The sequence below is a fragment of the Jiangella muralis genome (assembly GCF_001270745.1).
Lineage (GTDB): Bacteria > Actinomycetota > Actinomycetes > Jiangellales > Jiangellaceae > Jiangella > Jiangella muralis.
On record NZ_KQ434758.1, the window covers coordinates 121,110 to 132,564 of the forward strand.

The 11,455-nt window shown below is 72.6% G+C and carries 13 protein-coding genes; 7 read left to right on the plus strand and 6 right to left on the minus strand.

Annotation, left to right across the window (positions count from 1 at the left end):
• Positions 1 to 68: 68 nt before the first annotated feature.
• Positions 69 to 908: a DUF4097 family beta strand repeat-containing protein gene (locus tag ACW62_RS15520; protein ID WP_157574784.1), complete on the plus strand. Its 840-nt coding sequence runs from the start codon at positions 69 to 71 to the stop codon at positions 906 to 908.
• A 41-nt stretch (positions 909 to 949) separates the two neighbouring features.
• Here ACW62_RS15520 and ACW62_RS36210 read toward each other — a convergent pair whose 3' ends face one another.
• On the minus strand, positions 950 to 1,459 hold the full coding sequence (locus tag ACW62_RS36210; RefSeq protein ID WP_053205024.1) for a hypothetical protein: 510 nt from the start codon (positions 1,457 to 1,459) through the stop codon (positions 950 to 952).
• A gap of 434 nt (positions 1,460 to 1,893) precedes the next feature.
• Positions 1,894 to 2,514, minus strand: a complete 621-nt coding sequence (locus ACW62_RS15530; RefSeq protein ID WP_053205025.1) for a hypothetical protein — start codon at positions 2,512 to 2,514, stop codon at positions 1,894 to 1,896.
• 174 nt (positions 2,515 to 2,688) lie between these two features.
• On the opposite strand from ACW62_RS15530, the gene ACW62_RS15535 reads away from it, so the two are divergent.
• The 5 genes from ACW62_RS15535 to ACW62_RS15555 all read left to right on the plus strand — a co-directional run bounded on the left by ACW62_RS15535 (position 2,689) and on the right by ACW62_RS15555 (position 6,419).
• On the plus strand, positions 2,689 to 2,913 hold the full coding sequence (locus tag ACW62_RS15535) for a ribbon-helix-helix protein, CopG family (RefSeq protein ID WP_053205026.1): 225 nt from the start codon (positions 2,689 to 2,691) through the stop codon (positions 2,911 to 2,913).
• Positions 2,910 to 3,194, plus strand: coding sequence for a hypothetical protein (locus tag ACW62_RS15540; protein WP_053205027.1), 285 nt, complete (start codon positions 2,910 to 2,912; stop codon positions 3,192 to 3,194). The genes ACW62_RS15535 and ACW62_RS15540 overlap by 4 nt, the downstream gene beginning before the upstream one ends.
• Before the next feature lie 149 nt (positions 3,195 to 3,343).
• Positions 3,344 to 3,868, plus strand: coding sequence for a PadR family transcriptional regulator (locus tag ACW62_RS15545; RefSeq protein WP_053205028.1), 525 nt, complete (start codon positions 3,344 to 3,346; stop codon positions 3,866 to 3,868).
• A 2-nt stretch (positions 3,869 to 3,870) separates the two neighbouring features.
• The gene (locus ACW62_RS15550) at positions 3,871 to 4,593 is read left to right on the plus strand and encodes an ABC transporter ATP-binding protein (protein WP_420843596.1); all 723 of its coding nucleotides are present in this window, start codon (positions 3,871 to 3,873) and stop codon (positions 4,591 to 4,593) included.
• A gap of 5 nt (positions 4,594 to 4,598) precedes the next feature.
• A complete protein-coding gene (locus ACW62_RS15555; protein WP_053205029.1) occupies positions 4,599 to 6,419 on the plus strand; it encodes an FtsX-like permease family protein in 1,821 nt (606 codons plus the stop codon).
• Positions 6,420 to 6,429: 10 nt separating this feature from the next.
• Here the strand turns inward: ACW62_RS15555 and ACW62_RS15560 are convergent, their stop codons facing one another.
• Positions 6,430 to 6,816, minus strand: coding sequence for a hypothetical protein (locus ACW62_RS15560; protein ID WP_053205030.1), 387 nt, complete (start codon positions 6,814 to 6,816; stop codon positions 6,430 to 6,432).
• Between the two features lie 50 nt (positions 6,817 to 6,866).
• Positions 6,867 to 7,706, minus strand: a complete 840-nt coding sequence (locus ACW62_RS15565) for an LLM class F420-dependent oxidoreductase (RefSeq protein ID WP_053205031.1) — start codon at positions 7,704 to 7,706, stop codon at positions 6,867 to 6,869.
• Positions 7,707 to 8,011: 305 nt separating this feature from the next.
• Between ACW62_RS15565 and ACW62_RS15570 the strand changes: the two genes are divergently transcribed.
• On the plus strand, positions 8,012 to 9,487 hold the full coding sequence (locus ACW62_RS15570) for an HNH endonuclease (RefSeq protein WP_053205032.1): 1,476 nt from the start codon (positions 8,012 to 8,014) through the stop codon (positions 9,485 to 9,487).
• Between the two features lie 24 nt (positions 9,488 to 9,511).
• Here ACW62_RS15570 and ACW62_RS15575 read toward each other — a convergent pair whose 3' ends face one another.
• The gene (locus ACW62_RS15575; RefSeq protein ID WP_053205033.1) at positions 9,512 to 10,606 is read right to left on the minus strand and encodes an FAD-dependent oxidoreductase; all 1,095 of its coding nucleotides are present in this window, start codon (positions 10,604 to 10,606) and stop codon (positions 9,512 to 9,514) included.
• Positions 10,581 to 11,453 carry an NAD-dependent epimerase/dehydratase family protein gene (locus ACW62_RS15580; RefSeq protein WP_205629380.1) on the minus strand — a complete coding sequence of 291 codons (873 nt, stop codon included), beginning with the start codon at positions 11,451 to 11,453 and terminating at the stop codon, positions 10,581 to 10,583. The genes ACW62_RS15575 and ACW62_RS15580 overlap by 26 nt, the downstream gene beginning before the upstream one ends.
• Between the last annotated feature and the right edge of the window lie 2 nt (positions 11,454 to 11,455).

Sequence of the window (11,455 nt, forward strand, 5' to 3'; positions counted from 1 at the left end):
CCGGAATCAGGGGACGATCGTCACCGAGTCGGAGCCGTCGGAGATCGATTCGGTTCTAGCGTGGGGTCATGGCCAACGAGACGAGGCCGGCGGTGGGTGGGCCGGGTGCGGGTGGGCCGGGGCGCGGGTCCGGCGCGGTGGGCGACGTGCGTCGCCGGCCGATGCGGCGGGGGTTGTCGTTCGCCGGGATCGCCGCGGTCGCGTTCGCCGGCCTGACGGCGGTGTCGTGGATCACCCACTCGCAGGACTCCGTGACCGTCGCGGAGCGGGTCGACCGCGTCGAGATCGACGTCTCGTCCGGCCGCGTCGAGATCGTCGGGTCGTCGTCGGGTGAGACGCGGCTGGACTTCTCGGTCAAGTCGGGGTGGAGCCGCGACGGCGGGATCGACCACTCGGTGTCCGGTGGCGTGCTGCGGGTGACCGGCGGGTGCGACGCTGGGGCGTTCCCCGGCATCTGGTGCGAATCGGACGTGACGATCACCGTCCCGGCGTCGGTGTCCGTGTCGGCCGACGCGTCCGCCGGGACGTTGGTGGTGTCGGGGCTGTCCGGCGAGACGTCACTGAACTCTGACGCCGGCTCGATCGAGGTGTCCGGCCAGCGTGGCCCGCTGACCGCCCACTCCGCCGCCGGCTCCGTCCACGTGACCGGCCTCGACGCGGACGTCGTCAAGGCGACGTCGAGTGCCGGGGACGTGGAGATCGAGGCGGTGTCGCCGCCGCGGTCGCTGGACGCGGAGTCCAGCGCGGGTTCCGTGCGGGTGTCCCTGCCCGGCGACGTCTCATATGACGTCGAGACCGACGCCGCGGTGGGCCGCGAACTCGTCACGGTCGAATCGGTGCCGGGCGCGCGCCACGAGGTCCGTGCTTTCTCCAGCGCCGGCTCCGTCGAGGTCACCGGCCGTCCCTGACCTCCGCGGCGCCCCTCTTGCCGCCGTCGTTCCCGTCCGTGTCAGCCGGTCTCGATCACCTGACGCTCGCCGATCCGCACGTGCGCGGTCGCGGCCGGTCGCGGCGGTTCCAGCGTCCCCTCCGCCCCGGTGGACGCCGTCCACGTCGCCGTCCAGTTCGCCGTGGCGGTGACGACGTACGCCGTGCCCGGCTGGTCGCCGCTGGTCTCCGTGTAGACGTGCCCGCAACTCGGTGATGCCCGCACGCCCAGCCGCGGCGCGTACGCCTCCCCGGCCGACCCGCACCTCACCCTCTCCCCGTCGCCCATGTCCCAGGTGACGCTCTCCACCACGGCCGCCACCGTCACCGTCACTCCCCCGACCGTCGCCGCCTCCTCATTCGGCCCCCACGTCGTCGGTCCAGCGTTCGCCACCCACATCCACACCGGCGCGCCGACCAGCCCGATGCTGTCGGCCTGGTCCTCCAGCGGCCGTGGCGCGAGGCCGACCTCGGGCGCCTCGAAGGTCATGCCTTCGAGAATCTGCTGCGCGACGGCCTCCGGATCCACCACCGGCGGCTGCGCCCACGGCGGATGTGCTGCCCAGAAATCGCGATACGGTCCCCAGGTTGGCTGACCACCATCCCCAACGGCGGTCAGTTTGATGCACCGATATACCGATCCAACCCCCAGAGAATGGCCCTCCCATCGCGGATCATCAGCCGGGACATCGCGCGAGATATCGCCGATGTAGCAGTCATAGGGCGATGCCACGAACCGATAGTTGGCGATCCGGCATGGCGCGTTGAGCACGAGCGGGTCACTTTGATGGCAATTAGTAGCAACCTCGTCCGGGTCGTCCTCGTCGGGCGCGCAGAAGACACCGTTCCAACTCGATCCGGATGGACAATCGTCGACGGCAGGTGATGGAGCAGCCACGCCCGATGTGAATGAGCCAAGGACAAACGCAGCCAGGACCCATGCCCTCGTGCAGGTGATCAAGAAACTCACGAGCACGTCTCAGTCAAATCGACAACGGTCTTGGTGATGAACCATCCTGTTCGGCTGGGGAGGAACCTGGCTGTAAATGTCCATCCTTGATACGCGCTGGGTTCAGCTGGAAGTTCAGCCGACGAGCCGCGGTAGGTGGTGAAACTCAACCCGCTTAGATCCAGGCACGCACGCCCCTGGGCGCTAGCGGACCCATCCCGACTGAACTCCACGTCATGGACATCAAACTCGGCAACAACGGTTCGCCCGACCTGCTCGACCTCTGAGTCCAGGAACACATTCGTACTGTTGAGGAACTCCACCTGCGCTTCATCCAGCATCCGCATCTCGGACTCAACCAGTACAAAGTTCCATGCGGGGTCGCTCGAAGCCTCATCAACGTAGTCGCTGGCGTTGGCCTTGAAGTCGTCCCAGGCGGCGATCAGTTCCTCGAACGTCGCCTGGATGTCGGCCTCGGCCTGTTCCTCCGGCGTCAGCGTCGGCGGCGCCGTGACGACCGGCGCCGTCGTCCCGGCAGAGGACGGCGCGGGCGTGCCACCGCCACCGCCCCCTCCACCACAGGCGGCGGAAAGCAGCGCAACCGCCACCACCAGCGCCAGACGTTGCGTTGCGAACATTCGTGCACTCCTCGTGACCGCGGCCGGGCGGATGATCTTACGGCGGCTCCCGCGGCAACGCGCCACGCTCCGAGCAAGCGGAGCAAGCCGTCCTGTCATCTATAGGTGCTTTCCGGAGCCCGAACGTGACAGCAACTCTGGCATGGACCGTATGACGATGGATAAGATGCTGGTATGGCCAAGGAGAAGATGACCGTCACCCTCGACCCGTCCACCCTGGCCGACATCGACGCCGATGCGCGGCAGGCCGGGCTGAACCGGTCGGAGTTCGTCGAGCGAGCGCTGCGGCGCGAGCACTATCGCCGCCTCCTCGACCGCGCCCGCGCACCGCACCGGGCGAACCACCAGGAGGAGCAGAGTCTGCGCGAACTGCTCGCCTGGCAGCAGAACCCGTCGTGAATCCGGGTGAGATCTGGCGGCTCGAGGACGGGTCGCTGCGGATCGTGCTGAGCAACGCGATCTACAACTCCAGCCAGTTGAACCAGGTCATCACGGCTGTCGTCGGGCCGCCGGCGGAGCAGTTCGAGCCGTTCGCCGTCAGCACTGACGCGGGGACGGTGTTCGCCGACCGGCTGGCCATGCACCCGCGGCATTGGCTCACCCAGCATGTCGCGACGCTGACGGCGCGGCAGCTGGCCGACGCGCGCCGGCACCTGACCTTCCTCCTGCACGACGACTGAAGGCGCGGCGCGCGCGACAGCCCCCTGCCCCGACGCGGGCACCGAGCACCGAAGACGACAGCGGGGCGCGCGACAACCCCGCGCCGGCACCCCCTTGACCGCACGCAGCTAACGGTTATAGTCGTGGCTAACGGTTATATGGAGGTCCGATGCAGCAGGAAGTCGTCCTCGCGCTGCTGGCGAAGGAGCCGTCGCACGGTTACGAGATCCGCGCGAGACTGCGCAGCGCGCTCGGCCCGATCGGCGACGCGATGAACGCTGGTCAGGTGTATGTGGTGCTGACCCGGCTGGAGAAGGCCGGCCTCGTCACCACCGAGAGCACAACCACCAAGGACTCGTCCGACCGCAAGACCTACGTACTCACCCCGAAGGGGCAGCAGCGGGTCGCCGAGTGGCTGACCGAAGTGAGCTGGCCCAGACCCGACCTCGCCGAGTTCCACCTGAAGCTCGTGGCCGCCGCGGCCGCCGGGCTGGCCGACCCGCTGAGCATCGTCGACACGCAGCGACGCGAGCTGCTGCGCCGGCTGCGGGACGCCCAGCGAGCGGCGATGGCGGAGGAGGACGGGGCCGAGGCGGGCCTGCTGCTGGAGGGCATCGTCCTCCGCCTGCAAGCCGATCTGCGCTGGCTGGAGGCCTGCGCCCGAAGCTGGACGACCCGAAGGAGCACCACGTGAGCATCCTCAGCACCCGCGGCCTCACCAAGAGCTACGGCGACGGCGAGAGCCTGGTCCGCGCGGTCGACGGCGTCGACCTGGAGGTGGAGAGCGGCGAAACGGTCGCCATCATGGGGCCGAGCGGTTGCGGGAAGTCGACGCTGCTGCACCTGGTCGGCGGGCTGGACCGCGCGAGCGGCGGCGAGATCCACCTCGCCGGCCGGCGCGTGGACCAGCTGACGGAACGGGCGCTGGCCAGGCTGCGCCGCACCGACGTCGGCTTCGTCTTCCAGGCCTTCCACCTGATGGACGAGCTCACCGCGCTGGAGAACGTCGAGCTGCCGGCCCTGCTCGCCGGGCACTCGCCGCGCGCGGCGAAGGCACGGGCGGCCGAACTGCTCGACCGGGTGGGGCTCACGACGAAGGCCGGCGCCCTCCCGACGACGCTCTCCGGCGGCCAGCGGCAGCGGGTCGCCGTCGCGCGGGCGCTGAGCAACGAACCGGTCCTCGTCCTGGCCGACGAGCCGACCGGCAACCTCGACAGCGCCGCCACCCTCGACGTGCTGCGGCTGTTCGAAGACCTGCACGACGCCGGGCAGACGCTGGTCATCGTCACCCACGACGAGCGCATCGCGGCGACGGCGGACCGCCTCATCACCATGCGCGACGGCGCGTTCGTCGACGAGACGCGGCTGACCGGCGGCTCCACCGGAAACCTCGGCGCGCTCGCCGGGCTGGAGGGCTGACGGCGATGGGCCGGCTGCTGCTCATCGTCCGCCTCGCCGCCCGTGACCTGCTCCGGCGCCCCGCGGAGGCGGCGCTGCTGCTGCTCGCCATCGCCGCCGCCACGACGACGCTGACCGTCGGCCTGACGATCCACGGCGTGGCCAGCGACCCGTACGCGAACACCCGCGAGGTCACCGCCGGGCCCGACGTGGTCGCGACGATCCTGCCCGACCCCGAGGGAGGCGCCGACCCCGACCCCGCGGCCCTCGAATCGATCGCCGCCGCCGACGGCGTGACCGACCACAGCGGCCCGTTCCCGGTCGCCGGCGCCGCGCTGGAGCTGGGCGAGCGGACGATGGACGTGCAGGCCATCGGGCGCGACGCCGAGCCGGCCGACGTCGACCGGCCGGCGGTGACGGACGGCGACTGGGTGCGCGACGGCGGCATCGTCGTCGAGGCCGCGTTCGCCGAGGCCGCCGGCCTCCACGTCGGCGACCCGGTCACGCTGGCGGGCCGCGAGTTCGAGGTCGCCGGCATCGCCGTCACCGCGGCCCTGGTGCCCTACCCGTGGACGAGCTGCCTGGTCCACTGCATGCTGGGCGAGGCGCCCGAGGGCATGCGGCCCGCCGACGGCGCGCTGCACGATCCCGGCACCGTCTGGCTCACCGTCGCCGACGTCGAGGAGATCGCGTCCGCGCCGCTGTCATACGTCATGAACCTGAAGCTGGCCGACCCCGACGACGCGCAGGCGTTCGTCCTCGCGCACGGCGAGGAGCGCCCCGGCCTGCCGAACCTGCTGTCGTGGAACCACACGTTGGAGCAGGTCACCCACCTGGAGCGGAACACGCAGCGGCTGCTGACGACGGGCGGCACGCTGCTCGGCATCCTGGCCGTCGCGAGCGTCGCGGTCCTCGTCGGCGGCCGGATGGCCGACCAGACCCAGCGTGTCGGGCTGCTCAAGGCCGCGGGCGCGACGCCGGGGCTGGTGGCCGCCGTCCTGCTGGCGGCGTCGGTGACGGTCGCGCTCCTCGCGTCGGCCGTGGGGCTGGTGGCCGGGCGGTTGACGGCGCCGTTGTTCACCGAACGCGCGCCCGGACTGCTCGGCGCCGCCGGCGAACCCGCGCTCACCGCGTCGGCCGTCGCGATCGTCACGGCGGTCGCCCTGGGGGTCGCGGTCGTGGCGACGCTCGTCCCGGCCGTCCGCGCGGCCCGCACCAGCACCGTCGCCGCGCTGAACGACGCCGCCCGGCCGCCGCGGCGGATCGGCTGGCTGATCGCGCTGTCCACCCGCCTGCCGCCGGCCCTGCTGATCGCGCTGCGGTTGGCCGGACGGCGGCCGCGGCGGGTCGTGCTGAGCGTCGCCAGCGTCACCGTCACCGTCAGCGGGGTGGTCGCGGCGATGGCGGCCAACGCGCAGCTCGCCGGCCAGCCGCTGGTCGACGCCGACACCGAGACGCAGCGGCTGAGCGACGTGCTGCTGGTCATCACCGTCATGCTGATCGCGCTGGCCGCCGTCAACGCCGTCGTCGTCACCTGGGCGACGGTCCTCGACGCGCGGCACGCGTCGGCCGTGACCCGGGCGCTCGGCGCCACCCCGGCGCAGCTCAGCGCGGGCCTGTCGCTGGCCCAGATGCTGCCGGCGTTCGCGGGCGCCCTGCTCGGCGTCGGCGGCGGGCTGGCCCTCTACACCGCGATCGACCCCGACGAGGTGCCGATGCCGTCGACCTGGTCGCTGGTCGTGCTGGTGCCCGGCGTGGTGATCGCGGTGGCGGCGCTGACGGCGATCCCGGCCCTGCTCGCGGCACGCCGTCCGGTCGCGCCGTCGCTGCAGGCCGAGCTGGCCTGACCGGGCCGCGTTAGACGACGGCGTTTCGGAGCACGGTGGCGGCGGCCTCCTGGTCGTCGACGCACAGGACGGCGACGAACCGCGAGTCGGAGACCCGCACGGGCAGGAACACCTCGACGTTCACCCCGGCGTCGGCGAGCCTGCGGAACGTCGCAGCGCCGGCGCCGGGAGTGTTCTTCAGCCGCACGGTCAACGCGTCACGCTCGGTCGCGTCCAGCCCGGCGTCCTGCAGCGCCGACCGCGCCGCCGCCTCGTCGTCGGCGATGAACGCCACCGTGCCGGCGTCGCCGTGCGCGACCCCGCAGATCACCAGGTTGACGTCGCGCGCGGCCATCACCTCACACAGGTCGGCGAGCCGCCCGGGCTGGTTCTGGAACTCGATGATGAAGGCGCTCATGGCGCACACCTCCTACGACAGGAGCCTCGCGCCCAACGTACTCCCCGGCGTCAGCCGATCGACCGCAGCCGCGGCAGCAGTTCGGCCGCCGCGGTGGCCTGTGCCTCGGCGGTGCCGGCCTGCGTGATGAGGATGACGTCGTCGGCGCCGGCCCGGACGTACGCGTCGACCTGGGCGAGGACGTCGTCGGGCCGGTCGCGGAGCACCAACTGGATCGTCCGCCGGATCTGCGCGGGGTCGCGCCCGACGTCGGCGCAGTGCGCGTCGAGCACCCCGGACAGCTCGGCGAACGTCTCCGGGTCGACGTCGGCGCTCGCGTTCCAGGCGTCGGCGTGCTGCGCGGCGATGCGCAGCGTCCGCTTGCGCCCGGTGCCGCCGATCCAGATCGGCGGGTACGGCGACTGGACCGGCTTCGGCTCGGCGACGGCGTCGTCGATGCGGTAGTGCTTTCCGGCGAAGGTGGTGCGCTCCCGCGTCCACAGCGAGCGGATGATCTCGCAGGCCTCCTCGAGGCGGTTCAGCCGCTCCCCCGCGGTACCGAACTCCAGCCCGAACATGGTGTGCTCGTACTCCGCCCACGCCGCGCCGAGCCCGAACTCCAGCCGTCCGCCGGACAGGTGGTCGACGGTGACGGCGAGCTTGGCCAGCACGCCGGGGTGGCGGTACGTGTTGCCGGTGACCATGCAGCCGATGCGCACCCGCGACGTCGTCTCGGCCATCGCCGCGAGCAGTGCCCACGCGTCGAAGATGTCGCCGGTGACGTCGCCGCCGATGGTGGCGAAGTGGTCCATGTTCCACACGTGGTCGAAGCCCGCGTCGTCGGCGACCCGCCACACCGCGCGGTACTCGTCGATGGGGGCCCGCTGGCTCAGCTTCAGTCCGTAGCGCACCGCGCCAGTCAACCACGTCCGGCCGCGGAGCAGTGCGTTCGAAGCCGGCGGCTGAGAGCCACTCCGCCGGTTGCGAGGCGGACGTGTGTTCGATAAGATCATCTTCAGTTGATCACGTCGTCACCGGGAGCGGCAGTAATGGGTTCCCGGGCATCGAAGAGGGCATCACACCAGGTGTCCCGCCTCGTCCACGGTCGCAGCAGGGGTCTGTCTGCGGTCGTCCACCCCGGCCCGACGGGCTCATGCGGGTGGCCCGCGCTCGAACCTCGGGCGCCCCCTCACCGTGGACGAGAAGGGACCGTGTGATGTCCGATCCGATCGACCTCCTGGCCGCGGCGCCACCGGGCGCCGAACTCGCCTCCCTGCTCGCATCCGTCGACGTCACTCGACTGCCCCCGTCCGACCTGATCGCGGTGGCGCTGGCGCGGCAGCGGCAGATCGCGCACGAAGAAGCCGCACTGCTCCACGTGTTCGCCGAACTGGCAGCCCGCCCGCAATACCAGCACTGCGGCGCCCCGGACGACCTCGCCGCCGGGCATACGCATCGGGCGATCGAGGCCGCCGGCGACGAGGTGTCCCTGGCGTTGCGCTGGACCCCCGGCCGGGCCACCGCACGGGTCGCGCTCGCGGTCGAACTGCTCACCGACCTCCCCGACACCTTCGCCGCGCTCGACACGGGCCGCATCGACGCCGACAAGGCACGACTGATCGCCGACCGCACCCGCTGCCTGCCCGACCCCGCGGCCCGCCGCCGCGTCGAAGCCGCCGTGCTACCCGACGCGCAGACACGCACCCGGCACGCACTGGACCAACGACTGCGCCGCGAGGTCATCACCGCCGACCCCCACGGCGCCGAGCACCGGCGCCGCCGCGCCGCCGAGCAGCGCCACATCAGCCGCCCCGAACCCGCCGCACCCGGCGGCGAGGACGGTATGGCCACCCTCACCCTCTGCGGGCCCGCCGAAGACCTCACCGCGCTATGGACCGCCACCGACGCCGCCGCCCGCCACGCCCGCTCCGGAGGCGACCCCCGCACCCTGGGTCAACTCCGCTTCGACCTCCTCACCGGCCTGGGCTGGACCGCGCTCGAGTCCGGGCACCTCGGCTGCTGCCACCCCACCTGCACCAGCCACCCACCCACCGACGCCCCGGCAGACACGAACGAACCGGTCCACACCCACCCAGGCGATCCCGGCACGCTGAGCACTACCGCCGGGCCACTGGTGCTCGGGCGACGCCGCGGCCGAGCAGCCACCGTGCACGTCACCGTGCCGATCGACGCCCTCACCGGCACCAGTCAGACGCCGGGCGAGCTCGACGGCTACGGCCCCATCACCGCCGGCACCGCCCGCAGCATCGCCGCCGACGCCACCCTGCGCTGCCTGCTCACCGACCCCACCGACGGCCGGCTGCTCGAGTACGGCCGCACCACCTACGCACCACCGGCCAGCCTCGCCGCACACATCATCGCCCGCGACCGGACCTGCCGCTTCCCCACCTGCCACCGACCCGCCACCGAGTCCGAGATCGACCACCAGTTGCCCTACGCACACGGCGGCACCACCAGCCCGGACAACACCTGGGCACTGCACACCAGGCACCACCGGGCCAAAACCTGGCACGGCTTCACCATCACGACCGACCCGCGCGGCACTACCTGGTGGACCACCCCGGCAGGCCGCCGCTACCCGGTCGAACCCGAGATCATCGGCTCGATCCGCGGCCGATCACCCGAACGACGGCCGGCCGGAGACAGCCACCACGGCTTGGTGCCGTTCTGATCCGTGATCGCCGTCGTCGGGAGATCACGCGGCCGGGCGAGCGGTGGCGGACGCGAGCAGCTCCTTGATCTCCAGGGCGGCGGAGCGGCCGGCGCGGTTGGCGCCGACGGTGCTGGCGGAGGGGCCGTAGCCGACCAGGTGGACCCTGGGGTCACGCACGACGCGGGTGGCGGACATGCGGACGCCGCCGCCGGGTTCGCGCAGGTGGAGCGGGGCGAGGTGGCCCAGGGCGGCGCGGAAGCCGGTCGCCCACACGATGACGTCGGCGGGCACGACGGACCCGTCGGCGAACTCCACGCCCGAGGGGACCAGCCGGGTGAACATCGGCCGCGGGTTCAGCACGCCCTTCTCCATGGCCTCGCGGACGACGGAGGTGTAGCCGAGCCCGGTGACGGCGACGACGCTGAGCGGCGGGAGGCCGGCCCGGACCCGGGCGTCGACGTCGGCGATGACGGCGCGGCCGTCGGCCCGCGTGAACTCGCCACCACGGAAGTCCGGCGGCCGCCGCGTGACCCAGGTGACGGACGCGGCGACGTCGGCGATCTCGGAGAGGACGTGCGCCGCGGAATGCCCGCCACCGACCACGACCACCCGCAGACCGGCAACGAAAGCAGGCCCGCGGTACTGCGAGGAGTGCAGCTGCCGGCCCCGGAACGAGGCCGCGCCCGGGTAGTACGGCCAGTGCGGACGGGTCCAGGTGCCGGTCGCGTTCGCGACGGCCCGCGCCGTCCACGACCGGCCGTCCGCGGCAGCGACCGACAGCCGGCCGTCCGGCAACGACGACACCGACGTCACCCGCACCGGCCGCAGGACGGGCAGCGAGAACCGCCGCTCGTAGTCGGCGTAGTACCGCCCGACCACCTCGGACGCGGGCGACGAGGACTCGTCGGCGACGGCAGCACGATGCGCGCCGGGCAGGTCGAACACCCCGTGCACCTTGGCCATGGTCAGCGTCGGCGGCCGCGACGCCCACGCCCCACCGGGCCGGGCGGCGCCGTCGAGCACGACGAACGACAGGCCCAGCCGGCGCAGGTGGTACGCCGTCGACAGCCCGGCCTGGCCGGCCCCGATCACCACCACGTCCACGACAGCATTAACCAGCGGCGGGCCCGGAACCATCCTCGAAGGGATACCGAGCCTCGAAGGGGAACTGAGCGACGAAGCCGAACAGCCGCCGCGCCGCCGACGTGTCCACCGGCACCGACCGCCCGGGCAGCGGCCGCCGCACCTCCACGTCCGGCAGGTACCGCCGCAGCAGCTCCGACGTCGGCACCGGCACCAGCGTCTCCGGCGCCGCCACCAGCACGACGTGCGCACGACCGTCATCGACGCCCAGCGCCGAGAGCGCGACCAGCGCCGCGTCGCGCACGTCGAGGTACGACCACAGCTCCCGCACGCCGCGCGCGGGATCGTCCGTCACCGCTCGCGCGTGCGCGGCCAGCCGCTCCTCCACCCCGCCGACGAACGGGTACCGGACGGCGACGACGGTGAGCCCGTGCCGCCGCGCCATCATCGCCGCGGTCAGCTCGTCGGTCTGCTTGGACAGGCCGTACGGGTCCTCGACCGGGCTCGGCAGCGCCTCGTCGACGGGCAGGTACGCGGGCGGCAAGAACTCGCGCGCCCAGGGCAGCCCGTTGGCGCCGTAGGAACTGGCGATCACGGCCCGCCGCACCCCCGCCGCCCCGGCGCACTCCAGCACGGTGAACGTCGCCCGGGTGTTCTCGGCGAACACCTCGAACGGCGTGCCGCTGGTCGGCGCCGGCCGGGCGGCCAGGTGGACGACGGCGTCGACTCCGGCCAGCGCGTCGGCGACGACGGACGGATCGCCGGCCGACCCGACCACCACCCGCGACGCCGCCAGGTCGCCCGGGTCGTCCAGGACCAGCGCCGTCGCCCCGATCCCGCGGGAGTCCAGCAGCGCGAGCACCGCCCGCCCGATCCGCCCGGCGGCGCCGGTCACCAGCACGT

Bases quoted from the DNA above. Each gene is read 5' to 3' on its own strand.
- ACW62_RS15575 (WP_053205033.1), bottom strand. From the start codon at position 10,606: ATGGTTCCGGGCCCGCCGCTGGTTAATGCTGTCGTGGACGTGGTGGTG.
- ACW62_RS15520 (WP_157574784.1), top strand. From the start codon at position 69: ATGGCCAACGAGACGAGGCCGGCGGTGGGTGGGCCGGGTGCGGGTGGG.
- ACW62_RS15570 (WP_053205032.1), top strand. From the start codon at position 8,012: ATGTCCGATCCGATCGACCTCCTGGCCGCGGCGCCACCGGGCGCCGAA.
- ACW62_RS15535 (WP_053205026.1), top strand. From the start codon at position 2,689: ATGGCCAAGGAGAAGATGACCGTCACCCTCGACCCGTCCACCCTGGCC.
- ACW62_RS15555 (WP_053205029.1), top strand. From the start codon at position 4,599: ATGGGCCGGCTGCTGCTCATCGTCCGCCTCGCCGCCCGTGACCTGCTC.
- ACW62_RS15545 (WP_053205028.1), top strand. From the start codon at position 3,344: ATGCAGCAGGAAGTCGTCCTCGCGCTGCTGGCGAAGGAGCCGTCGCAC.
- ACW62_RS15530 (WP_053205025.1), bottom strand. From the start codon at position 2,514: ATGTTCGCAACGCAACGTCTGGCGCTGGTGGTGGCGGTTGCGCTGCTT.
- ACW62_RS15560 (WP_053205030.1), bottom strand. From the start codon at position 6,816: ATGAGCGCCTTCATCATCGAGTTCCAGAACCAGCCCGGGCGGCTCGCC.